Here is a 22,367-nt window from a genome sequence, read left to right on the forward strand (position 1 = left end):
CCCACCCCGATCCGCTTCGCGGATCGACTTGCCTGGGCGAGCCGCGTGTCTCGCCCGTCTTCCAGACCCCCACAAGGGGGAGGGTGAAGGGCGCTGGAAGAAAGCCGACCCGGCGTTCGTTCAAGTGCTATGCAAGACTCAATCACCAACACGCCAACCCGCTACGGCTGGGCGACGATCCTCCTCCACTGGCTGATCGGCGTCCTCTTCATCGGCCAGTTCGCCCTCGGCTTCATCATGGTGCGGCTGACCAGCCAGCGCACGGCCTTCGAGCTGATCCAGTTGCACAAATCCCTGGGCTTTCTGCTGCTTGGCCTCATCATCGTGCGCATCGCCTGGCGGCTCGGCAATGCGGCGCCGCCTCTGCCGGCTTCGGTCGGCGTTCTGGAGCGGCGTACTGCGCCGCTCGCGCATCTGGCGCTCTATGCCTTCCAGGTCGCCTTGCCCTTGTCGGGCTGGGCGCTGGTTTCGGTTTCGACCCTGGAAATTCCGACCATGCCGTTCAACCTGTTCGTGATGCCCAATCTGCCGCTCACCGAATCCGATGCCGCCGAAAGCTTCTGGGCGGCGGCGCACTGGTATCTCGCCTATGCCGGCATCGCGCTCGTCGCGCTGCATGTCGCAGCCGCGCTGCGCCACCACTTCCTGCTGCGCGACAGCGTGCTCAGGCGTATGATCACACCTTCGTCAGGTGGGGAATAGAGCAGAGGCCCCGCGCGTTTGTGGGGGTGAGGACGCGAACAAGCGTTGCCTCCAGGAAAGGAACAATCCCATGCATGCGCGCATCCTTGGATTCGCGGCTTTTGCTGCATGCCTTGCCGTGCCCGCAGCCGCGGCAGTGGCGTTGAGCGACGCCGCGGGCAGCTACACCGTCAGTCCGGCAGGCTCCAGCATCCGTTTCACCATCGGCAAGGCCGGCGGCGGCGGCTTCGACGGCGCCTTCGCCCGCTTCAAGGGCACGATCCGCATCGACAATGATGATGTCGGGCGCTCGAAGGTCGATCTCACCATCTATCCGGAAAGCGTCGGCACCGGCCAGAGCCGCATCGACGCCTTTCTGCGCTCCGACGCGGTGTTCGATGCGGCCAACAGCCCGGAGATCCAGTTCCGCTCGACCAGCGTGACCCGCACCGGCGACACGTCGGCGCTTGTCACCGGCAGGTTGACGGCGCGCGGCAAGACGTTTGCGGAAAAGTTCACCGCAGAGCTCGACGGTTTGAAGGGCGGCACGATCAGATTCCACGTCACCGGCAAGGTGCTGCGGTCGCGCTACGGCATGGATGTCGGCACGCCGCTCTACTCCAACGTCGTCGACTTCGACATGACGCTGACGGGGAAGCGGGGCTAGCTCTAAGCTCCGCCTCCTCGGATTCATCCTAGGGCGAAGCAAGGAGCGCAGCGACGCGCGCAGCCCAAGGGATCCATTCCGTGACGCTAAGGCGTTGCAACGGTTACAAGATTCTGCACCATTGCACTTTGTGTCATAGGTCACGGCCTGGATCCTCGGGTCAAGCCCGAGGATGACGAAGGCGCTTTGTGATCCGCGTCTGCGATTGGCTTTTCTCCGAAATTGGGGCACACCTCCATCGATATAACCGACATGGAGAAGCGTGATGTTCCGATGGGGTGTGTTGTCGACGGCCAAGATCGGCCGCGAGCATTTATTGCCGGCAATGGTCGAGGCGGAGAACGGCGTGCTGTCGGCGATCGCCAGCCGCGACCTGTCGAAGGCCAAGGCCCTGGCCGAGCGGTTTGGCGCGCGCCATGCGTTCGGCTCCTATGAGGAATTGCTGGCTTCCAAGGACATCGACGGCGTCTATATCCCGCTGCCGACCTCGCAGCATGTCGAATGGACGGCAAAGGCTATCGAAGCCGGAAAACATGTGCTGGTCGAGAAGCCTCTGGCGCTCGACGCCAAGGATATCCCGCCGCTGATCAAGCTGCGCGATGCCAGGAAGGTGCTGGTTTGCGAAGCCTTCATGGTCATCTACCACCCGCAATGGATCAAGGTGCGCGACCTCATCGCCAGCGGCGCTATTGGCCGGCTGCGCCATGTGCAGGGCGCGTTCTCCTACTACAATGTCGATCCCAACAATATGCGCAACCAGCTCGATCTCGGCGGCGGCGCGCTGCCCGATATCGGCGTTTACCCGACCGTGTCGACGCGATTTTCGACCGGCAAGGAGCCGCTACGCGTGCAAGCGACAATCGAGCGCGATAAGAAATTCGGCACCGACATCTATTCCTCGATCCGCGCCGATTTCGGCGATTTCGAACTGTCCTTCTATCTGTCGACGCAGATGGCGGCACGCCAGGTGATGGTGTTCCACGGCGAGAAGGGTTTCATCGAGGTGTTTTCGCCGTTCAATGCCGGGCTCTACGACCATCACCGCGTCGAACTGCACAATCAGAACCACACCGAAGCACAAGTGTTCCGCTTTCCCGGCACGCAGCAATACCGGTTGGAGGTCGAAACTTTCGCGCGCGCCGCACAGGGCGGCAAGGAGCGCGTCTTCACGCTGGAGGAGTCCGTGCTCAACCAGAAGGTCATCGACGCCATCTTCCGCGCCGGCGGCAAGGACGGCAACTGGGAGACCGTCTAACTGCCTGCATTAAAATAGCCGGCTAATCCTGGGAGGGAAAATGGCTGATGATGCGGACGTGATCATTGTCGGCGCCGGCCTGGCCGGGCTGGTTGCCGCCGCCGAGCTTGCCGAGGCCGGCAAGAAAATCATTATCGTCGACCAGGAGCCGGAACAGTCGCTCGGCGGCCAGGCGTTCTGGTCGTTCGGCGGGCTTTTCCTCGTCGATTCGCCCGAGCAGCGGCGGATGCGCATCCGCGATTCGCATGATCTGGCGCTCGAGGACTGGATGGGCACTGCTGCTTTCGACCGGCCGGAGGATTTCTGGCCGCGCAAATGGGCGGAAGCCTATGTCGGTTTCGCCGCCGGCGAGAAGCGCTCCTGGCTGCTGCAGCGCGGCCTGAAATTCTTTCCCGTCGTCGGTTGGGCCGAGCGCGGCGGTGGCAATGCCATCGGCCACGGCAATTCGGTGCCACGCTTCCACATCACCTGGGGCACCGGCCCCGGCGTGCTCGAACCTTTTGTCCTGCGCGTGCGCGAGGCGCAAAAACGTGGACTGATCAGCTTCAGGTTTCGCCACCGGGTCAATGAACTGACGCGAACGGGCGCCGCCGTGACCGGCGTGCACGGCGATATCCTCCAGCCGAGCACGGTCGAGCGCGGCCATAAGAGCTCGCGCGACATATCGGGCGATTTCGAGCTGCATGCGCAAGCCGTGATCGTCGCCTCCGGCGGCATCGGCGCCAATCATCAGCTGGTGCGGGAAAACTGGCCCAAGCGGCTGGGCGCCGCGCCCAAGCGCATGATCACCGGCGTGCCCGACCATGTCGACGGCCGGATGCTGGCGATCACCGAGGCTGCCGGCGGTTCGATCATCAACCGCGACCGCATGTGGCACTATGTCGAGGGCATCAGGAACTGGGCGCCGATCTGGACCGAGCATGCGATCCGTATCCTGCCCGGCCCGTCCTCGCTGTGGCTCGACGCGCGGGGCAAACGCCTGCCGGTGCCGCTCTATCCCGGTTTCGATACGCTCGGCACGCTCAGCCACATCATGAGCACCGGCTTCGACTATTCCTGGTTCATCCTGACAAAGAAAATCATCCAGAAAGAGTTCGCCCTGTCGGGCTCCGAACAGAACCCGGACCTCACCGGCAAGAGCTGGCGCCAGGTGCTCGGCCGCGCCACCTCAGGCATTCCGGGACCGGTAAAAGCCTTCATGGAGAAGGGCGAGGACTTCATCGTCGAGGCCGATCTTTCGACGCTGGTGGCGCGCATGAATGCGCTGGCCGGCGGCGAGCCGCTGCTCGATGTCGCTGAGGTCGAGCGTGAGATCCGTGCCCGCGACAGACAACTCGACAATCCGTTCTCCAAGGACATGCAGATCACCGCGCTGCGCGGGGCTCGGGCCTATCTCGGCGACAAGCTCATCCGCACGGCCAAGCCGCACAAGATGCTCGACCCGGCGAACGGCCCGCTGATCGCGGTGCGCCTCAACATCCTGACTCGCAAAACGCTGGGCGGCCTGCAGACCGATCTCGACAGCCGCGTTCTGGGCGCCGATGGCCAGCCGGTCGCCGGCCTTTATGCGGTGGGTGAAGCCGCCGGTTTCGGCGGCGGCGGCGTGCATGGCTATGCGGCGCTTGAAGGCACGTTCCTTGGCGGCTGCATCTTTTCCGGCCGCAGCGCCGGCAGGGCATCCGGACGCTCGGTGGCGTGAGCCGACCTTGGTCCGTGGTGAGACGCGAACCCGCTCACCAAAGCCAGGTGCCCTTCCCTAGGGCGGCTACGGTATCGACGATACGCGTGAAACTTTTGCGAGCTCGGCCGACGGTGTGGCGGGCCCTGAGATAGCCGTGCACCAGGCCCGCCTCCTCGAACCAAGCGGCCCTCCCGCCCGCGTCGGTGATCCGGTCGCGATAGGCTTCGCCGTCTGAAGACAGCGGATCGCATTCGGCGGTGATGAGAACTGTCGGCGGCAGATTGGCGAAGTCGGTGTCGGCCAACGGCGCCAGCGTCGCACCGCCGGCCCGGTCCGCGCCGCCGGTGCGGATGTGCTTGTAGAATTCGAGGTCGCGCATGGTCAGCATCGGCGCTTCGGCATGCGTCACGTAGGAGCCTTGCGAGCGATCGCCGCCGAGGCCTGGATAGATCAGCACCTGGCCGACCGGCCGCTTCGCGTGGCCGCGCGTGGCGTGGGCAACGGCGGCGCAGAGATTGCCGCCGGCGCTGTCGCCGCAGAGTAGGATGGGCTGGTCGCGGCTGGACGCAGCCCATGCGAAGGCGCTCATGGCGTCGTCGAAGGCGGCCGGATGCAGATGCTCCGGCGCCAGCCGATAGTCGACCGAAACCACCTCGTAGCCGGTGCGGGCGCAGAGCTCGGCGCAAACATCGTCATGGCTGTCCAGCCCGCCAAGGATGAAGCCGCCACCATGGATGTAGAGCACGGTGGCTGCCGGTTGCGGCGTGGTGCGGTAGGTGCGGATCGGGATGTCGTGCGTGGGCGTTGCTATGGCGGAGGTTTCGACCGTCACGCCCTGGGGGTAGCCGGCAAAGAACTCCCGGCACATGCGGTCATAGATCTCGCGCTGCTGGGTGATGGTGTAGTCGATCGTATCCGGCGGGTAATAGGAATTGGTCCGCTCGATGAAGGCCCAGGTCTCGGCGTCGATGAGCTTTGTGTAGTCGGTCATGGAATTCCTTTGCCTCCGTGATCGGGGAGGTCGCCGCGAAGTGGCGGAGGGCGGCGCTTCACCCCACCCCGGACCTTCGGTCCGACCCTCCCCATCAAGGAGAGGGCAAAACGGCTCACTTCCCCTTCCACACCGGATCGCGCTTTTCGGCGAAAGCGCGGAAACCTTCCATGTTGTCTTCCGAGCCATAGAGCGCATCGACCGTTGCCAGTTGGCGGCGCGTCACCCGGTTCATGGCGTCCTGGAAGGTCAGCGCCTCGGCCACTCGCGCCGTCTCCTTGATCGCGGCGAACACCAGCGGCGGGCCGCTGGCCAAAAGCCGGGCGATCTCCCAGACGCGGTCCTCGAGCTTCTCCTTGGGCAGCACCTCGTTGACCAGGCCCCAGCGATGCGCTTCGGCGACATCCATCCAGCGGCCGGTGAGCAGAAGGTCCATGGCGACGTGGTAGGGAATGCGCTTCGGCAGCTTGATCGTCGCGGCATCGGCCAGCGTGCCGGCGCGGATTTCGGGGAGCGCGAAGGAAGAGTGGTCGGAGGCGTAGATGAGGTCGCAGGACAGCGCCAGTTCGAAGCCGCCGCCCACCGCCATGCCGTTGACGCAAGCGATGACGGGCTTGTTCAGGTCGCGCAGTTCCTGCAGGCCGGCAAAGCCGCCGACGCCATAGTCGCCATCGACCGCATCGCCGCCGGCGGCCGCCTTGAGGTCCCAGCCGGCGCAGAAGAACTTGTCGCCGGCTGTCTTGACGATGGCGACGCGCAGCTCCGGATCGTCGCGGAACGCCTTGAAGGTTTCACCCATCAGCCGCGACGTCTTCAGATCGATGGCGTTGGCCTTGGGCCGGTCGAGTGTGACCTCGAGGATCGAGCCTTCGCGGCGGGTCGAAATGACGTCAGACATTCTTGTTCTCTCCCAGCACCAGCAGCGCGTCGGCGATCCAGGCGCCCTTGCCTTCGACGCAGACGATCAGTGGGTTGATGTCGAGTTCCTCGATCTCGCCGGCATTCTTCTGCACGAAGCCGGCAATGCCCGCGATGGCGTCGATGGCGGCCGCGACGTCGGCCCTCGGCCGGCCGCGATAGCCTTCGAGCAGCGGGAACAGTTTGAGGCCGCGCAATGCCGCCTCGATGTCGTCGCGGGTCGCCGGCAGCATCAACGTGACGCTGTCGCGCAGCAACTCGACCAGCACGCCGCCTGTGCCCAGCGTCATCACCGCGCCGAACATCGGATCCCTGGTGAAGCCGACGATCAGTTCGGCGACGCCGTCGCGCACCATGCGCTCGACATAAAGCCCGGTGCCCAGCGGCAGCAGATCATGCGCCGCCGTGCTCACGGATTCCGCGTCCTTGAGGTTGAGCCTGACAGCGCCGACCTCGGATTTGTGGGTGACACCCAGCGCCTTCAGCGCGACGGGAAAGCCTAGCGCCATCGACGAGATCACCGCCTCGACCGCATTGCCGGCGCGCTCGCCCTTGGGCACTGGCAGCCCGGCCTTGATCAGCCGCGCCTTGGCCTCGGCCTCATCGGGCGTGACATGCTCGCCGCCGGCGGCGCCGGAAGCGGAGGTGTCGATCGGCTGCGCCTGCGGCTCAGCCCACGCCCAGCCGATGAAGGCTGCTGCGCCTGCGGCATCCATCGCCTCGGAAATGCCGAACAACGGCACCATGCCGCGCGCCATCAGTTCGGCGGTGTATTCTTCCGGCAGGTTTTCCGGCAGCGAGGAGACGATGGCGCCATGCGCCTTGTTGGTTTTCAGCGCCGATTCGAAGGCGCGCAGCGTCGCCCACCAGTCGGTGACCGAGCAGCGGTCGGGGCGCGGAAAGTCGAGCACCAGCATGTTGAGGTCGAAGCCGCCCGACACCATGGCGGTGAAGGTGGCGGTCATCGCCGGCTCGTTGTTCCAGATGAAGGTGTGATAATCCAACGGGTTGGCGACCGCGACCAGCGGCCCGAGCGTCGATTTGACATGGGCGCGGTGCGTTTCCGTCAGAACCGGGAAATTGACCCAGCGGCCTTCGGCACTGTCGGCCATGACGGAGGCTTCGCCGCCGGAGCAGCTCATCGACGACAGCCTATAGCCGGGCAGCGGACCGGTGATGTGCAGCAGCTTCAACGCCTCGATGAAGGCGGGAATGGAATCGACACGCGCAATGCCGAGCCGCCTCAGGAAGGCACCCGATGCCGCATCCGAGCCGGCCAGCGAGGCGGTATGCGACACCGTCGCCTGCCGCGCCTGCTCGGAGCGGCCGACCTTCATGGCGATAATCGGTTTTTTCAGTTCGCGCGCCCGTGCCGCCAGCCTCTCGAAGCCGGCTACGGAGTCAAAAGCCTCGATGTGCAAGCCGAGCGATGTCACCCGATCGTCCTCGATCAGGCCGAGCGCCATTTCGGAAAGACCGGTCTGCGCCTGGTTGCCGGCGGTCATCAGGAAGGCGATCGGCAGGCCGCGCTTCTGCATCGTCATGTTGATGGCGATGTTGGAGGACTGGGTGATGATGGCGACACCCTTGCCGCCCTCGTCCAACCTGATGCCGCCATGCTGGTCCGGCCACAAAAGCGCGCCATCGGCATAGTTGATCAGGCCATAGCAGTTTGGGCCGATGATCGGCATCTCGCCGGCTGCGGCGACGAGCTCGGCCTGCAATCGTTCGCCATCGTCATCATAGGCCTCGGTCTCGAGGAAGCCGGCGGCAAAGCAGACGGCACCACCGGCGCCGCGCTCGGCCAGCGCCTTGACGACCTCGATGGTCAGATGGCGGTTGACGCCGACAAAGGCGGCATCCGGCGCGCCGGGTAAATCCGCGACGGACCGATAGGCCTTGCGCCCGGCAACTTCGTCCTTGGTCGGGTGCACCGGCCAGATTTCGCCGGCAAAACCCATCTTGATCGATTGCGCGACGACGGCGGCGGCCTGCACACCACCGAAGACGGCGATCGATTTCGGGCGCAGGAGACGTTCAAGTTTATGCATGGTCATCTTTTCGTTTGAGCGCGATGTCTGCCAGAGCCGAATCCCGGCTTTGGCGCATCATGCTCTAAGCTCCGAACGGACGCAGCAGCGCCCGCGAAATAATATGTCGCTGAATCTCCGACGTGCCTTCCCAGATGCGCTCGACGCGGGCGTCGCGCCAGATGCGCTCCAGCGGCAGATCGTCCATCAGCCCCATGCCGCCATGGATCTGGATCGCTTCGTCGGCAACGTAGGCCAGCATTTCGGTGGCCTTCAGCTTGGCCATGGCCATGTCCTGGTCGGTGACGGTGCCCTGATCGTATTTCCAGCCGGCTTCGAACACCATCAGGTCGGCGGCTTTCAGTTCCGTGGCCATGTCGGCAAGCTTGAACGACACACCCTGGAACTTGCCGATCTGCTGGCCGAATTGCTGGCGCTGCGCGGAATACTCGATGGCGTGGCCGAGCGCCCGCTCGGCCCGGCCGAGACAGGTGGCGCCAACCTGCAGGCGGGTGGCGCCCAACCAAGAATTGGCGACTTCGAAGCCTCTATGCACTTCGCCGAGCACCTGGCTTGCCGGCAGCCGGCAATCGTCGAATTCGAGGATGGCGTTGGTGTAGCCGCGATGCGAGACATTGCGATAGCCGTCGCGCACCGCAAAGCCCTTGGTGCCCTTGTCGACGAAGAAGGCGGTGATCTTCTTGCGCTTGCCGCGCGGCGAATCCTCTTCGCCGGAAGCCATGAAGACGATGGCGAAATCGGCGAGATCGGCGTGGGAGATGAAATGCTTGGTGCCGTTGAGCACCCAGTCGTCGCCATCCTGCACGGCTGATGCCTTCATGCCGCGCAGGTCGGAACCGGCGCCCGGCTCGGTCATTGCCAGGCAGTCCCATTTCTCGCCGCGGATGCAGGGGAACAGGTATTTTTCGCGCTGCTCCGGCGTGCCGGCCAAGAGGATGTTGGAGGGACGCGCGACGCAGGTCCAGTGCAGCGCGTAGTTGGCGCGGCCGAGCTCCTTTTCGTAGAGCAGCCAGGTCACCGTATCGAGGCCCGCGCCACCGACGTCCGCCGGCATGTTGGCGGCATAGAGGCCGGCTTGGATCGCCTTGGCCTTGATCTCCTCGATCAGATCGCGGCGCAGCACGCCGGTGCGCTCGACCTCGCGCTCATGCGGGTAAAGCTCGTTCTCGACGAAGGCGCGCGTCGTCTCGACGATGAGTTTTTGTTCCTCCGAAAGACCGAAATCCATCGTCTCAGCCTTTCTTGCTTTTCTTCGCCTTGCCGCCCTTTGCCGGCTTTTCGGCCCTCTTCACCGGCTTGGAGGCCTTGGCCTTCTCGGCGGCCTTGGAAGCCGCCGGCTTCTTCGCCGCCAGCTTGGCCAGCTGCTTGGTGTAATCCTTGTGCAAGGCGCCGGCGCCCCAGCCCTTGCCCTTGTTCTGCTTCGACAGCGCATCCATGATCGCAACCAGATTGTCGTCGCGGATCTTTTCCAGCTCGCGGATCGACAGGCCATGCGCCTGGTCGTCCGACTGGGTGGCGATCAGGTCGACCAGTTCGTCATTGAACTCCGGCACGTCCATCAGCTTGGTCCACGGCCATTTCAGGCACGGGCCGAACTGCGCCATGAAGTGGCGCATGCCGGCTTCGCCGCCGGCGACGCGGTAGACCTGGAACATGCCCATCTGCGCCCAGCGCAGGCCGAAGCCGTAGCGCATGATGTCGTCGAGCTCCTCGACGGTGCAGATGCCGTCCTTGATCAGCCACAGCGCTTCGCGCCAGGCCGCTTCGAGCAGGCGATCGCCGACGAAAGCTTCGATCTCCTTGCGGATGACGACCGGCTTCATGCCGATCGAGGCATAGATCTCCTTGGCGACCTCGATGGCCTCGGGGAAAGTCTGATCACCGCCGACGATTTCGACCAGCGGCAGGAGATAGACCGGATTGAACGGATGGCCGACGACCAGCCGCTCGGGGTGCTTCTTCATCGCCACCTGCATGTCGGTCGGCTTGATGCCGGAGGTCGACGAGCCGACGATAGCATTGGCCGGGGCATGGGCATCGATCTCGGCCAGCACCTTGTGCTTGAGGTCGAGCCGTTCCGGCACGCTTTCCTGGATGAAATCGGCATCGGCCACCGCCTCTGCGATGGTCTTGGCGAAGGTCAGCTTGCCCTCTTTCGGCAGGCCGCCGGGAACCATCTGCTTATAGGCGCGGCGTGCACCTTTCATCACTTCCGAAACCTTGCGCGAGGCTTCGGGATCCGGATCGAAGATCGAGACGTCGATGCCGTTGAGCAGCAGCCGCGCCACCCAGCCGGCGCCGATGACACCGCCGCCAATGGCGGCCGCCTTGTTGATGATGCTCATGCTGAGGCTCCGGTTCTTGTCCTGGCAGTTTCGGGATCGATGAGAGGCACACGCTCGCCGGCGCGGATCACGGCCGGGTCGTAAGCCTTGCGGGCAAAGACTTCGAGCACGAAGGGCCGGAAGAAGTCGATCGGCAACGTCTCATAATCGGGGTCGAAGCTCGACTGGTCCCAGCGTTCGCAAAACTGGTCGCAATCGTCGAAAAAGGCATGGCCTGCGAACCGGTCGCGGGCATGGCGGTTGCCGCCAAGATGGTGGGCGTAATAGAGCCGCTGGAAATCGCCATGCTTTTCCACCACCCAGGTGCATTGCTCGCGCACGAAGGGCTTCAGGATCGAAGCGGCGTATTCGTCGTGATTGTAGGGCGCGTAGATGTCGCCGATATCATGCAGCAGTGCGCAGGCGATCCAGTCGGTATCGGCGCCGTCGCGCCAGGCGCGCGTAGCCGCCTGCAGCGAATGGCCAAGCCGGGTGATCTTGTAGCCCGACAAGCCTTCGTCGAGCTGCACCAGCGCGTCGAGCAGCCGCTCGCCGGTCTTGGCGGCATAGTCGATTTCATGGGCGGTCAGGAACTCGTAGTCGTCCTTGTCGCCATCCTTCATCGCGGAGAATTTGACGGTAGCCATGGTGCACTCCCGTCTTTATGCCGCGGCTGCGATCGGCGCCCGCTTGGTCAGGTTGAGCTTCTTGCGCACTTCCTCCGGCCCCAAAATCCTGGCACCGAGATTGGTGACGATGCTGGCGGCGCGCTCGACCAGCTGCGCGTTGGTGGCGAGCACGCCCTTGTCGAGCCACAGATTGTCTTCGAGACCGACGCGGACATTGCCGCCGGCGAGCACCGCCGCCGCCGCATAGGCCATCTGGTTGCGGCCGATGGCGAAAGCCGACCAGTTCCAGGTCGACGGGACATTGTTGACCATGGCCATGAAGGTGTTGAGATCGTCCGGCGCCCCCCACGGCACGCCCATGCAGAGCTGCACCAGCGCGTCGGGGTTGAGCACCTTCTCGTCGACCAACTGCTTGGCGAACCACAGATGGCCGGTGTCGAAGGCCTCGATCTCGGGCTTGACGCCGAGCGCCGTCATCATGCCGCCCATGGCGCGCAGCATGCCCGGCGTGTTGGTCATGACGTAGTCGGCTTCGGCGAAGTTCATGGTGCCGCAATCCAGCGTGCAGATTTCCGGCAGGCACTGGCGCACATGTTCCATGCGGTTGGTGGCGCCGCCCATGTCGGTGCCTTTTTCGTTGAGCGGCAGCGGCGCTTCCGGCGAGCCGAACACCATGTCGCCGCCCATACCGGCGGTCAGGTTCAGGATGACATCGACGTTCGCGTCACGGATGCGCTCGGTCACTTCACGGTAGAGATGCACATCGCGGCGCGGTTTGCCGGTCTCGGGATCGCGCACATGGCAGTGGACGATCGCCGCACCGGCCTTGGCCGCGTCGATGGCCGAATCGGCGATCTGCTTGGGCGAACGCGGCACATGCGGAGAGCGATCCTGCGAGCCGCCGGACCCGGTCACGGCACAGGTAATGAAAACCTCACGGTTCATCGCAAGCGGCATGGAATTCTCCCTAATCAAACAGAGAGCACAGCATTGCGCGACTTGCGGGAGGTTGCTTTGCGCTTTACGAAGACGACATGATAAAAAACGAAAAGATGACAATCTTTCGCTCAGAGCAATCGCCGCTGAAGGTGACGTTGCTGGTGTTTTCCGGGGCGTCCATCATGTGCGTGGCATGCGCGGTCGATCCGCTACGCGCCGCCAACCGCATCGCCGGCGAAACCCTGTTCGACTTCAAACTGGTTTCGGTGACCGGGGAGGCCCCGGTCACGACATGTGGGCTGCCCGTGGCGGTCAGCGGCCGGTTCGATGCGACGGAGCCTACCGACGTCCTGGTCGTGGTCGCGGGTTTCGGCACGCAGAACTATGCCACGTCAGCCTTGCTCGCCGGGCTGCGGCGGGCGGCACGGTCGGCCCGCGCCTGCGGCGGCGTCGAGGCGGGCACCTGGCTGGTGGCGCGCGCCGGCCTGCTGGAAGGGCGCAGCGCCACCACCCATTGGGAAGACATGGAGGATTTTTCGTCGGCCTTTCCCGGCGTCGACGTGCGCCCCGATCGATACATCATCGATGGGCCGGTCTTCACCACAGGCGGTGCGTCGCCGACGCTCGACCTGATGCTGCACCTGATCCGCACCCGGCTCGGCATGGCTGTGGCGCTCGATGTGGCAAGCGCCTTCATCTACGACCAAGCGCGCGTGGCGACCGATGCGCAGCCGCTGGTCTCGCTTGGCCGGCTCGACGGCTACGACCCACGCTTGGCGCAGGCCATCCGGCTGATGGAAGCGCATGTCGACCAGCCGCTGACCATAGAGGCCATCGCCAAGCGTGCCGGGGTGACGGCACGCACCCTGGAAAGCATTTTTCGCAAGTCGATCGGCGAAACGCCGGGTGCCTATTATCTCAGGCTGCGCCTGGGTGCCGCGCGCAGGCTGGTGGTCGACACCAGGGTGGCCATGGCCGACATTGCCGGGCGGACAGGTTTCTCGTCCGCCGCGGCATTTTCAAGAGCGTTTTCAAGAGCGTTCGGCGAAGCGCCGGTCAGGCTGCGGCGCGGTTGAGTATCCAATCCGCCGCAGCGGCGAGATCGTGGACGATCGCCGTCGGGGGCGGATCGAAGCGTGTTTCATCGCCCGGGCGATACTTGCCCGTCCGAACGAGCAGTGCCGCGCCAAGTCCCGCACGCAGCGCGCCGGCGACATCGCTTTCCGCATCGTCGCCGACCATGACCGCATCGGCCGCCGGGCAGTTCACGTCGGCGAGCGCCGAAAGGAAGAAATCCGGCGACGGCTTGCCGAGCACTACGGGGGGACGGCGGCTGGCGAATTCGAGCGCCGCAACAAACGCGCCGGCGTCGAGGCTAAACAGGCCGTCCGCATCCTTGAAGGTACGGTTGGTGGCAAGCGCCACGAAATCGGCGCCGGCAACGAGTTCGCGAAACGCCCGGTTGAGACCAGCATAGTCGAAGGCGTCACCGGCATCGCCGACGACGACAGCACACCCGTTCCCGCCCTCCAGTCCGGAGAACTCGGCTTCCAGGTCAGGATGGACGAGCAAATGGGGCCGGCATTCATGGCGGCGCAGCCATTCGACAGCGGCACGGGCCGGCGTCAGCAATTCCGCATCGGTCACCTCGATTCCCAGAGCAGCAAGCTGATCGATCATTGCTTTGCGCGGCGTGCGTGTCGTGTTGCTGACAAAGCGGAGCGGCAAGCCGGCCCGACGCAGGCGCTCGACCGCGGCCACGGCGCCCGCGATCGGGGTGTCGGCATCATAGATGACACCCAGAAGATCCAGGAGCACCGCGCGTATCATGGATGAAGGATGGAGAAACTGCCTCCGTTCGTCAAATCATTGGCATTATCAGGCGGCGTCGCGACTTTCGCCGACAATGCGCGAGCGCATGCTATTGGCCAACACTGTTTCAAGTCGCGCGGCGACCGCGCGATCCCATTCATTTGCTTTGCGGGCACTGTCCTTCGAATGTGGCAGCGCCATCAGCCGATCGATGATCGATCCGGCCTCGCCAGGAGAGAGCAGGGCGTCGATTTCGCGCTCGTGCTGCATGTGTTCGCCTCCTTCTTTCCTTCCCGCCACATGCCAACACTATACGAGGTACGTGACGGCTGTTTGAAGGCAAGAGCGGGGCGATTGAGGGGCAGTTCTGGGCAGAACCTTGTTGTAGGTCCGCCTCGTGCGCAAAGGCGTTCCGGGCGACGGTTTGGCTATCTCGCCGCCCGGGAAAAGGTACAAATCAGCGAGTCCGGCGTCAGACGTAGCGGTTGACGATGTTTTCCAGCAATTCCTGGCGGCCGGAGCGCGGCTGCGGCTCGATCTTCTTCTTCACCACGCGTTCGGCGATGTCCTCCAGCGTGCGCTTGCCCGACAGCATCGCCTTGGCCTCGGCGGTATTCCAGCCGGCATAGCGCTCGGCCAGCGGACCCGACAACGCCTTGTCCTCGACCATGCGCGCCGCAGCCTTCAGACCGCGTGCGCAAGAATCCATGCCGCCGATATGACCGATCAGCAGGTCCTGCGGATCGAGCGACTGGCGGCGCAGCTTGGCGTCGAAATTGGTGCCGCCGGTCTTGAAGCCGCCGGCCTGCAGGACCTGGTAATAGGCCAGCGCCATTTCCGGCACGTTGTTGGGAAACTGGTCGGTGTCCCAGCCGGACTGGTAGTCGTTGCGGTTCATGTCGATCGAGCCGAAGACGCCAAGCGCATTGGCCAGCGCCAGCTCGTGCTCGAAGGAATGGCCGGCGAGGATGGCGTGGCCCTGCTCGATGTTGAGTTTTACTTCCTTCTCCAGGCCGAAGCGCTTGAGGAAGCCATAGACCGTGGCGACGTCATAATCATACTGGTGCTTGGTCGGCTCCTGCGGCTTCGGCTCGATCAGGATGGTGCCCTTGAAGCCGATCTTGTGCTTGTAGTCGACGACGAGGCTGAGGAAGCGACCGGCCTGTTCCTGCTCGCGGGCAAGATCGGTGTTGAGCAGCGTCTCATAGCCCTCGCGCCCGCCCCACAGCACGTAGTTCTCGCCCTTCAGCCGCTTGGTGACGTCGATGCAGCTCTTCACCGTCGCGGCCGCATAGGCAAAGACGTCTGGATCGGGGTTGGTGGCGGCACCCGACATGAAGCGGCGATTGGAGAACAGGTTGGCCGTGCCCCAGAGCAGCTTGACGCCGGTCTGCTTCATCTTGGCCGAAAAATAATCGGCGATCTCATCGAGGCGGGCAGCGCTTTCGGAAAAGTCCTTGCCCTCGGGGCGGACATCGGCGTCGTGGAAGCAGAAATAGGGCGCGCCGAGCAGCGAGAACATCTCGAAGGCGACATCGGCCTTGAGTTTCGCCAGTTCCATCGTGTCGATGCCACCCGCCTTGGGGAACCAGGGACGGTCGAAGGTCTGGCCGCCGAAGGGATCGCCGCCCGGCCAGGCGAAGGAGTGCCAGTAGGCGACGGCGAAGCGCAGATGGTCTTCCAGCCGCTTGCCGGCGACCACCTCGTCGGGATTGTAGAAGCGGTAGGCCAGCGGATTGGTCGAATCCGGCCCCTCATATTTGATCTTCTGGATGTCGCCGAAAAATCCGCTGCTCATGATTTCTGTCCTCTCTCGAATAGTTCGCCCTGATTACCTCAGGCGTAATTGGTTTCGCTCTGCCGTGGGGTGAAAAGGGTCGTGTCAAAGCCACTCAACGAAGGAGACAGACCATGACCGACCTCAACAAAATCGCCGAGGGCTACATCACCGCCTGGAACGAAAGCGATGCCAGCCGCCGTGCGGAATTGCTCAAGGCCGCTTTCACCGAAGACGTCAGCTATCGCGATCCGCTGATGCAGGGCGACGGCCATGAAGGCGTCGCGGCGCTGATCGACGGGGTGCAGCAGCGCTTTGCCGGCTTCCGGTTCTCGCTGAAGGGCACGCCGGACGGCTTCGCCGACAAGATCCGCTTCTCCTGGAATCTCGGCCCCGAGGGCGTCCCTTCGGTCATCGAAGGCACCGACATCGGCATCATCGAGAACGGGCGGCTCAAGAGCGTCACCGGGTTTCTGGACAAGGTGCCGGCGCAGTGAGGGCAATTTCGTAGAGGCGGCGCGAGGCCCCCCTCTCTGGCCTGCCGGCCATCTCCCCCTCAAGGGGGGAGATCGGATGTCGCGTCGGCTTTCGCCAATCTCCTGCGTTGCAGAAATGAGCGGGGCACCCCCACTGCCAATCTCCCCCCTTGAGGGGGAGATGCCCGGCAGGGCAGAGAGGGGGGCCTCGCACATGCTCACGCGGTTACCGCCCTGATCGCCGGATACAGCGCCCGGTAGCGCTGATAAGCGTCCGCATACGCCCCACCAAGCTTGGCATCCGGTTCGATCGTGGCATCCGTCCTGGGCGCTGAGCAGACGGCCAACGGATCCGCACCCGTCGCCGCGATCAGGCCGAGCCTGGCAGCACCGAAGGCGGCGCCGAAATCGCCGTCGGCGGGTATGTCCACCGGCACCTGCAGCGCAGTGGCGATCGATTTCAGCCAGTAGCGCGAGCGTGAGCCGCCGCCGATCGCCGTGACGCGCGTCAATGTGGTGCCGGCTGTTTTCAAGGCTTCGAGGCTGTCGCGGAAGGCGAAGGCGACGCCTTCGAGGACTGCCTGCGTCAGCACCGCACGGCTCGATTCATGCGCCAACCCGGTGAAGGAACCCCGAATGGCCGAATCATTGTGCGGCGTGCGCTCGCCAGAGAGGTAAGGCAGGAAGGACACGCCGGTCGGCGCCTTCAGCGTATCGCCGAGTTCCGATGTCAGTTCGCCTGCGCCTTTGCCCGTGATCTCCGACAGCCAGTTGAGCGAATCAGTCGCCGACAGGATGACGCCCATCTGGTGCCAGGTGTCGGGCAGCGCATGGCAGAAGGTGTGGACCGCACTTGCCGGGTTGGGCAGATAGGACGCGTTGGCTGCAAACAGCACGCCCGACGTGCCGAGCGAGACGAAGGCATGGCCGGCGCCGACGGTGCCCATGCCGCAGGCGGAAGCCGCATTGTCGCCGGCGCCGCCGGCAACCGGGATGCCGGCCTCGACGCCCCATTTCGACGCCAATTCGCTGCGCAACCCGCCGGCCTTCTCTGTCCCTTCGACCAGAGACGGCATCTGCTTTTCGTCAAGCGATGTAGCCGCCAGCAGTTCAGGCGACCAGCGGCGCTTGCCGACATCGAGCCAGGACGTGCCGGCCGAATCCGACATCTCCGAAATGTGCTCGCCGGAGAGCCAAAGCCGCAGGAAATCCTTCGGCAGCAGCACCTTGGCAACCTTGGCGAAGACAGCGGGCTCGTTGTTCTTCACCCAGGCGAGCTTGGGCGCGGTGAAGCCGGGGAAAACGATGTTGCCGGTGAGCGCGCGGAAGCGCGGATCGGCGTCGAGCGTTGCTGCCTCGACATGGCTGCGCGTGTCGTTCCACAGGATGCAGGGGCGCAGCACATGATCAGCCGCATCGAGCAAGGTCGCGCCATGCATCTGGCCGGACAGGCCGATGCCTTTCATAGCCGCGAACTCTCTGGGATGGGAAGCCTTCAGTTCGGCGATCGCGTCTTCGCAGGCGCGTATCCAGTGCGACGGATCCTGTTCGGACCAGCCGGGATGCGGCCGCGAAACGTCAAGCGCGCCATGGCCGGAGCCGACGACATTCTGTCCGGCATCGATCAGCAGCGCCTTGACGCCCGACGTGCCCAGGTCGAGGCCGAGATACATGTTTTCCTCCCATGCCATTATTTTTTTCGGATCTCGAAAAAATCTGGCTGAGCCAGTTTTTAAGGCAAGATCCGCTTGCGGTCAATTCTCTGACAAATCGGCCGCGCGTCGTGCGAGCAGCGCCGACAGCGGACTGTCCGGCCGCGCCATCGAACGCTCCGCCGTGAGCGCCCCGGCGAACGCGCGGTCACCGGCCCGCAAGGCCGCTTCGATCAGCGTCAGGTCGATGACATCGCGCTGTGCGTGGCTGCCGCCGAAACGGCTGGCGATCGCCCGGATCGGCCGGATCAGCTGCACGGCCTCGGTGTATTTGCCCTCGCCGAATGCCTTGATCGCCCGTGTCAGCGGATGGCCGACATCGCGGGTGAAAGCGACGTTGTCGCCGCTGCCACGCATCGCCTCGCGCTGCGTCTCCAGCAAGGCAAGGGCGGGTCCGTCGAGGCCGGCGCCGACGAAGGCCATCATCGCGTGCGCATCGTTGAAGGCGTAGTCACCGAGGCCGGCCCTGGGCCAGTTGGCGGCGACCTCGGCCCAGCGGTTGCCGACGTCGACGCCGCCGAGATGCAGCCGCCACAGGATGGCCGACGCATCGACCATGTTCAACGCCATCGCCGATGGCGTGCCATAGATCGGTCCGTCATAGAGCGCCAACACGTCGTCGATCTCGCCGAGATCGTAGTGAAACAGCGCCAGATGCCACCAATTGTGCACCTGCAGGAAACTTTCCTTCGTCCAGGCTTCGGGATTGGCGCGCATCCAGGTGATGCCGTCCCTTTGCCGGCTTTGCATTTCCATGACATGCGCCACGGCGTGCTGCGCCCAACCATCGCGCGGCTCGATCTCGACGGCCGCACGGCCAAGCTTTTCGGCCCTGGCATAGTCGCCCATCTCCTCCAGCCCGAAAGCCTGCATGCCGAGGATGGCGTGGTATCCCGGCATGTCGCTTTGCCAGGACGGCAAGGCGCGGGCGATGCGGTCGCGCAACATGCGGGCATTGCCGGTGAAGAAGTCGATCTGGTGCCCGACCTGCAGCGCCACGGCGTCGAGCGGGGTCTCGATGGCGATATCCTCAAGGATTCTGGCGGCGTCATGCCAGCGTCCATTGGCGAGATGGCCGAGGGCTGAGACATGCGCCGCTTCGCGCGCCGTCGCGGCAAGCGGCAGCGCCGCCTCATGGCAGGCCCTGGCCACCGCCGTCGCGTCACGCTCGGTGGCGAGGCCAAAGAGATAGCCCTTGAAGACATGCGCCATGACGAAACCGGGATCCTCCGATATGGCACGGTCGACGGAGGCGACGGGATCGCCGATGAAGCACGCCAGTTCACGCACGGCCTGGCTGTATGGCGTGAACCCCGCTTCGGTGGCGCCTGAAAATGTCAGGCCGAATGTGTCCCTGATTCCCATGCAACATCCTCTGATCGACCCGGGATAAGCCCCTCGGCCCTTCGGGCCAAGGCGATCTTAAAGCATGGGCCACAGACGTGCCAATCGCGCACTCTATAAGGTCTATCCCAGTAGCCTTTGCAGTTCATCAACCATGGGCTGCAGATTAGGCTTTGTAAAAGCGAACGAATTGTGGCTTCATTGCGGCGCGGCGAAGGGCTTGTAATCGCGATCTGAGAGAGGACGCGATGCGGCATTTTGAAATACAGCGTCCGAACGGCTGTTCGGAATACGCTAGTGACTCGATTTCTTTGTTGCGGCGAGGCCAGCGGCAAATCCATCCATGGTTTATTAGCTTACTTGCAGCTACAGCATTTGCGTTGCTGCCCAATTCCGCGGCCTTGGCGGCCTGCGTGCTGATTCCGTCGGCAGGGAATACCACCTTCACCTGCGACAGCGGTGATTCGGGCGGCAGTCTTACCGATACCAGCGGCGACAATACGCTGACCTTTCCCGCCGGCGGCACCGGGCAGGTGAGCGGCAACGTCGTCTTCGGCGCCGGCACGGACCGCATCAACATGCAGTCCGGCACCATCACCGGCACGGTCGACCAGGGCGACGGCACGGATTTCTTCACCATCGGCGGCGGCACTGTCACCGGCAATGTCCAACAGGGCGCCGGCATCGACGATTTCAACATGAGCGGTGGCCAGATCGGATCGCTCAACCAGGGCGACGGACTAGACACATTCACTATGACAGGCGGGCGCATCGTCGACTTCTTCGACGATGGCGATCGTGCCGTGATGACCGGCGGCCGCATCGGCCGGGTCAACATGAAGCTCGACAAGAACTATTTCAACATGTCCGGCGGCACCATCGACCGCAACCTCGTTACCGGCTTCGATCAGGACACCATCATCCTGTCGGGCGGCACGATCGGTGGCAACATCAGCGTCAGCGGCGGCAATGACAGCGTCACGATCACCGGCGGTACCGTCGGCGGCGACGTACTGATGAGCTTTGGTTCCGACAGTTTCGTCTGGAATGGCGGCGGCATCATCTACGGCGCGGTCGATCTCGGCGCCGACAATGATACCGCCAAGCTTAGCAACCTCACCAACGCCAATCTTGGCGGCACGGATGCTATAAATGGCGGCCTCGGCACCGATGCGCTGACCTTCGACAACGTCAAACTGGACGGGATCGGCCGGGTTCAGAATTGGGAAAGCATCGGCGCCACCAACGACACACAGCTGACGCTCGACGGCAATCTCGTGCTCGGCGACAGCGGCACCGGCACGGGTTCGCTCAGCGTCGATGCTTCGAGCACGCTCTATGGCGGCGGCTTCAACGCCGCGATCCAGGCCTTCACAGCGGGCCAGCTGGCGCAGGTCACCAATGCCGGGCGGATCGACCTGACCAACGGCACCACGGGCGCGACCGACCGGCTGACGATCTCCGGCAATTATGTCGGCGCCGGTGGCCTGCTGCTTGTCCAGACCGAACTCGGTGACGATTCCTCCGCATCCGACAGGCTGGTCCTGTCGGGCGGCACAGCCTCAGGCTCGACCGGCATTTCAGTGGTCAATGTCGGCGGCGCGGGGGCCGCGACCGCGCAGGACGGCATCATGGTCGTCCAGTCCATCAACGGCGCCACCTCGGGCGCCACGACCTTCGCGCTCGACGCGCCGGTCGCCGCAGGCGCGTTCGAATATTACCTGTTCAAGGGCGGCGTCAGCGCCGGCAGCGAAGAAAACTGGTACCTGCGCTCGACGCTGACCACGCCGGCGACGCCGGCGGCAGCCCCGCCGGCGCTCGAACCCACGCCGCCGCCGGAACCGGTACCGCCCGCGGCGGAACCGCCGCCACCGCCGCCCTCGGAACTGCCGCCGACACCACCGCCGACCGAGGGCGACATCAACACCCCGCCGGTCGATCCGACACCGCCGGTGCAGGCCAGCGACCCGGAACCGGAGCCGCCACCGCCACCACCGCCGGCGCCACCCGCCGATCCGCCGCCACCTCCGCCGGTGGTGCCGACCGCGGCGCCCGTGCTGCCGGTGCCGACGCTGCCCGGTCCGCCGCCGGTCCAGCCGACGCCGCCGACACCGGGAGCGACCGCGGTGCAGGCAGCCGTGATCCCACTCTACCGCATCGAGGTGCCGGTCTATTCGGCCTTGCCGCCGGTGGCCGAGCACCTGGCGATGACGACGCTCGGCACGTTCCACGAACGGCGGGGTGAGCAAAGCCTGCTATCGGACCCGGAGCTGTCGCCGGTCTGGGGCCGCATTTTTGGCCAGGACGCCAAGATGGGTTGGTCGGGAACGGTGTCGCCCTCCTTCGGCGGCACGCTGTTCGGCCTCCAGGCGGGCTTCGACGTGTTCGGACGCGAGACCGCCTCAGGCGGGATCGATCGCGCCGGCCTGTTCGTAGCCTATGCCAGCATAAAGGGCGATGTGCGCGGCCAGGCGCTGGGATGGAACGATCTGTCCGTCGGCAGCCTCGATGTCAGCGGCACCAGCGTCGGTGGTTACTGGACACGCATCGGCCAGGGCGGCTGGTACGTTGACGGTGTCTTGATGGCCACCTTTTTTGGCGGCGACACGACGTCGTCGCGCGACATCGGCATCGATGTCGGCGGAACAGGCGTCACCGCTTCGCTGGAAGGCGGCTATCCCATCGCGCTGGCGCAGGGCTGGACGCTGGAACCGCAGGCGCAACTGGTCTGGCAGCATCTGTCGCTCGACGACACCAACGACCGCTTCTCGTCGGTTTCCTTCGACACCGACGACAGCGTCAGCGGTCGGCTGGGTGCGCGGCTGCAGGGCGAGACCATCATCAACGGCGTGGCGCTGCAGCCTTACCTCAAAGCCAACATCTGGCACGATTTCGGCGGCACCAGCCATGTCAATTTCGGCACCACCGACATCTCGACCGAGGGCCGGTCGACCTCCTTCGAGTTCGGCGGCGGCGTGGTCGCCAAGCTGACCGACAAGGTCAGCCTCTTTGCCACCGGCGACTACACGACCAATCTCGGCGGCGACAAGCGCCGCATCCTCGAGGGCAATCTCGGGATCAGCGTCAAGTGGTGAACCAGATCATCCGAA

At 64.6% G+C, this 22,367-nt stretch carries 19 protein-coding genes; 7 read left to right on the top strand and 12 right to left on the bottom strand.

Features of this window, described 5'->3' with window-relative positions; genetic code table 11:
• The first annotated feature begins 129 nt into the window (after positions 1–129).
• The 4 genes from AC04SF_RS12770 to AC04SF_RS12785 all read left to right on the top strand — a co-directional run bounded on the left by AC04SF_RS12770 (position 130) and on the right by AC04SF_RS12785 (position 4,302).
• Complete coding sequence (locus AC04SF_RS12770; RefSeq protein WP_488478085.1) at positions 130–702, top strand: cytochrome b; 573 nt, start codon at positions 130–132, stop codon at positions 700–702.
• Between the two features lie 70 nt (positions 703–772).
• Positions 773–1,348 carry a YceI family protein gene (locus tag AC04SF_RS12775; protein ID WP_488478086.1) on the top strand — a complete coding sequence of 192 codons (576 nt, stop codon included), beginning with the start codon at positions 773–775 and terminating at the stop codon, positions 1,346–1,348.
• A 265-nt stretch (positions 1,349–1,613) separates the two neighbouring features.
• On the top strand, positions 1,614–2,603 hold the full coding sequence (locus AC04SF_RS12780; protein ID WP_488478087.1) for a Gfo/Idh/MocA family protein: 990 nt from the start codon (positions 1,614–1,616) through the stop codon (positions 2,601–2,603).
• A gap of 40 nt (positions 2,604–2,643) precedes the next feature.
• On the top strand, positions 2,644–4,302 hold the full coding sequence (locus AC04SF_RS12785) for an FAD-binding dehydrogenase (RefSeq protein ID WP_488478088.1): 1,659 nt from the start codon (positions 2,644–2,646) through the stop codon (positions 4,300–4,302).
• A 34-nt stretch (positions 4,303–4,336) separates the two neighbouring features.
• On the opposite strand, the gene AC04SF_RS12790 is transcribed toward AC04SF_RS12785, so the two are convergent.
• The 7 genes from AC04SF_RS12790 to bcoG form a co-directional block, all read right to left on the bottom strand.
• The gene (locus AC04SF_RS12790; RefSeq protein ID WP_488478089.1) at positions 4,337–5,275 is read right to left on the bottom strand and encodes an alpha/beta hydrolase; all 939 of its coding nucleotides are present in this window, start codon (positions 5,273–5,275) and stop codon (positions 4,337–4,339) included.
• A 115-nt stretch (positions 5,276–5,390) separates the two neighbouring features.
• On the bottom strand, positions 5,391–6,173 hold the full coding sequence (locus AC04SF_RS12795) for a carnitinyl-CoA dehydratase (RefSeq protein WP_172220876.1): 783 nt from the start codon (positions 6,171–6,173) through the stop codon (positions 5,391–5,393).
• The gene (locus AC04SF_RS12800) at positions 6,166–8,244 is read right to left on the bottom strand and encodes an acetate--CoA ligase family protein (RefSeq protein ID WP_488478090.1); all 2,079 of its coding nucleotides are present in this window, start codon (positions 8,242–8,244) and stop codon (positions 6,166–6,168) included. Before AC04SF_RS12800 ends, AC04SF_RS12795 begins: the two co-directional genes overlap by 8 nt.
• A 64-nt stretch (positions 8,245–8,308) precedes the next feature.
• On the bottom strand, positions 8,309–9,472 hold the full coding sequence (locus AC04SF_RS12805; RefSeq protein WP_488478091.1) for an acyl-CoA dehydrogenase family protein: 1,164 nt from the start codon (positions 9,470–9,472) through the stop codon (positions 8,309–8,311).
• Between the two features lie 4 nt (positions 9,473–9,476).
• Positions 9,477–10,589 (bottom strand): carnitine 3-dehydrogenase, encoded by a 1,113-nt coding sequence (locus AC04SF_RS12810; RefSeq protein WP_488478092.1) that lies wholly within the window; start codon positions 10,587–10,589, stop codon positions 9,477–9,479.
• The gene (locus tag AC04SF_RS12815; protein WP_488478093.1) at positions 10,586–11,215 is read right to left on the bottom strand and encodes an HD domain-containing protein; all 630 of its coding nucleotides are present in this window, start codon (positions 11,213–11,215) and stop codon (positions 10,586–10,588) included. The genes AC04SF_RS12810 and AC04SF_RS12815 overlap by 4 nt, the downstream gene beginning before the upstream one ends.
• A gap of 15 nt (positions 11,216–11,230) precedes the next feature.
• Positions 11,231–12,154, bottom strand: a complete 924-nt coding sequence (gene bcoG, locus AC04SF_RS12820; protein ID WP_488478094.1) for a 3-dehydrocarnitine:acetyl-CoA trimethylamine transferase BcoG — start codon at positions 12,152–12,154, stop codon at positions 11,231–11,233.
• 77 nt (positions 12,155–12,231) lie between these two features.
• Here bcoG and AC04SF_RS12825 point away from each other — a divergent pair, with 77 nt between their 5' ends.
• Complete coding sequence (locus AC04SF_RS12825; protein ID WP_258587981.1) at positions 12,232–13,212, top strand: GlxA family transcriptional regulator; 981 nt, start codon at positions 12,232–12,234, stop codon at positions 13,210–13,212.
• Here the strand turns inward: AC04SF_RS12825 and AC04SF_RS12830 are convergent.
• The 3 genes from AC04SF_RS12830 to xylA form a co-directional block, all read right to left on the bottom strand.
• The gene (locus AC04SF_RS12830; RefSeq protein WP_488478095.1) at positions 13,193–13,954 is read right to left on the bottom strand and encodes a TIGR01458 family HAD-type hydrolase; all 762 of its coding nucleotides are present in this window, start codon (positions 13,952–13,954) and stop codon (positions 13,193–13,195) included. The two genes, AC04SF_RS12825 and AC04SF_RS12830, sit on opposite strands and share 20 nt — an antisense overlap.
• A 60-nt stretch (positions 13,955–14,014) precedes the next feature.
• Positions 14,015–14,218, bottom strand: a complete 204-nt coding sequence (locus AC04SF_RS12835) for a hypothetical protein (RefSeq protein WP_096452731.1) — start codon at positions 14,216–14,218, stop codon at positions 14,015–14,017.
• 202 nt (positions 14,219–14,420) lie between these two features.
• Entirely contained in the window at positions 14,421–15,746 is a 1,326-nt protein-coding gene (gene xylA, locus AC04SF_RS12840) for a xylose isomerase (RefSeq protein ID WP_488478096.1), read from the bottom strand.
• Positions 15,747–15,859: 113 nt separating this feature from the next.
• Between xylA and AC04SF_RS12845 the strand changes: the two genes are divergently transcribed.
• Positions 15,860–16,222, top strand: a complete 363-nt coding sequence (locus AC04SF_RS12845) for a nuclear transport factor 2 family protein (RefSeq protein WP_096452727.1) — start codon at positions 15,860–15,862, stop codon at positions 16,220–16,222.
• A gap of 197 nt (positions 16,223–16,419) precedes the next feature.
• Here AC04SF_RS12845 and xylB read toward each other — a convergent pair whose 3' ends face one another.
• Both xylB and AC04SF_RS12855 read right to left on the bottom strand, forming a co-directional pair.
• Positions 16,420–17,874: a xylulokinase gene (xylB, locus tag AC04SF_RS12850; RefSeq protein ID WP_488478594.1), complete on the bottom strand. Its 1,455-nt coding sequence runs from the start codon at positions 17,872–17,874 to the stop codon at positions 16,420–16,422.
• Between the two features lie 81 nt (positions 17,875–17,955).
• Complete coding sequence (locus AC04SF_RS12855; protein ID WP_488478097.1) at positions 17,956–19,278, bottom strand: tetratricopeptide repeat protein; 1,323 nt, start codon at positions 19,276–19,278, stop codon at positions 17,956–17,958.
• A 227-nt stretch (positions 19,279–19,505) separates the two neighbouring features.
• Between AC04SF_RS12855 and AC04SF_RS12860 the strand changes: the two genes are divergently transcribed.
• On the top strand, positions 19,506–22,352 hold the full coding sequence (locus tag AC04SF_RS12860) for an autotransporter family protein (RefSeq protein WP_488478098.1): 2,847 nt from the start codon (positions 19,506–19,508) through the stop codon (positions 22,350–22,352).
• Positions 22,353–22,367 lie beyond the last annotated feature (15 nt).

It is taken from the genome of Mesorhizobium sp. CNPSo 4671 (assembly GCF_057784245.1).

What these genes read in the sequence shown, in the direction of transcription:
- AC04SF_RS12770 (WP_488478085.1), top strand. Translation starts at nt 130, where the DNA reads ATGCAAGACTCAATCACCAACACGCCAACCCGCTACGGCTGGGCGACG.
- AC04SF_RS12775 (WP_488478086.1), top strand. Translation starts at nt 773, where the DNA reads ATGCATGCGCGCATCCTTGGATTCGCGGCTTTTGCTGCATGCCTTGCC.
- AC04SF_RS12780 (WP_488478087.1), top strand. Translation starts at nt 1,614, where the DNA reads ATGTTCCGATGGGGTGTGTTGTCGACGGCCAAGATCGGCCGCGAGCAT.
- AC04SF_RS12785 (WP_488478088.1), top strand. Translation starts at nt 2,644, where the DNA reads ATGGCTGATGATGCGGACGTGATCATTGTCGGCGCCGGCCTGGCCGGG.
- AC04SF_RS12790 (WP_488478089.1), bottom strand. Translation starts at nt 5,275, where the DNA reads ATGACCGACTACACAAAGCTCATCGACGCCGAGACCTGGGCCTTCATC.
- AC04SF_RS12795 (WP_172220876.1), bottom strand. Translation starts at nt 6,173, where the DNA reads ATGTCTGACGTCATTTCGACCCGCCGCGAAGGCTCGATCCTCGAGGTC.
- AC04SF_RS12800 (WP_488478090.1), bottom strand. Translation starts at nt 8,244, where the DNA reads ATGCATAAACTTGAACGTCTCCTGCGCCCGAAATCGATCGCCGTCTTC.
- AC04SF_RS12805 (WP_488478091.1), bottom strand. Translation starts at nt 9,472, where the DNA reads ATGGATTTCGGTCTTTCGGAGGAACAAAAACTCATCGTCGAGACGACG.
- AC04SF_RS12810 (WP_488478092.1), bottom strand. Translation starts at nt 10,589, where the DNA reads ATGAGCATCATCAACAAGGCGGCCGCCATTGGCGGCGGTGTCATCGGC.
- AC04SF_RS12815 (WP_488478093.1), bottom strand. Translation starts at nt 11,215, where the DNA reads ATGGCTACCGTCAAATTCTCCGCGATGAAGGATGGCGACAAGGACGAC.
- bcoG (WP_488478094.1), bottom strand. Translation starts at nt 12,154, where the DNA reads ATGCCGCTTGCGATGAACCGTGAGGTTTTCATTACCTGTGCCGTGACC.
- AC04SF_RS12825 (WP_258587981.1), top strand. Translation starts at nt 12,232, where the DNA reads ATGATAAAAAACGAAAAGATGACAATCTTTCGCTCAGAGCAATCGCCG.
- AC04SF_RS12835 (WP_096452731.1), bottom strand. Translation starts at nt 14,218, where the DNA reads ATGCAGCACGAGCGCGAAATCGACGCCCTGCTCTCTCCTGGCGAGGCC.
- xylA (WP_488478096.1), bottom strand. Translation starts at nt 15,746, where the DNA reads ATGAGCAGCGGATTTTTCGGCGACATCCAGAAGATCAAATATGAGGGG.
- AC04SF_RS12845 (WP_096452727.1), top strand. Translation starts at nt 15,860, where the DNA reads ATGACCGACCTCAACAAAATCGCCGAGGGCTACATCACCGCCTGGAAC.
- xylB (WP_488478594.1), bottom strand. Translation starts at nt 17,874, where the DNA reads ATGTATCTCGGCCTCGACCTGGGCACGTCGGGCGTCAAGGCGCTGCTG.
- AC04SF_RS12855 (WP_488478097.1), bottom strand. Translation starts at nt 19,278, where the DNA reads ATGGGAATCAGGGACACATTCGGCCTGACATTTTCAGGCGCCACCGAA.
- AC04SF_RS12860 (WP_488478098.1), top strand. Translation starts at nt 19,506, where the DNA reads ATGCGGCATTTTGAAATACAGCGTCCGAACGGCTGTTCGGAATACGCT.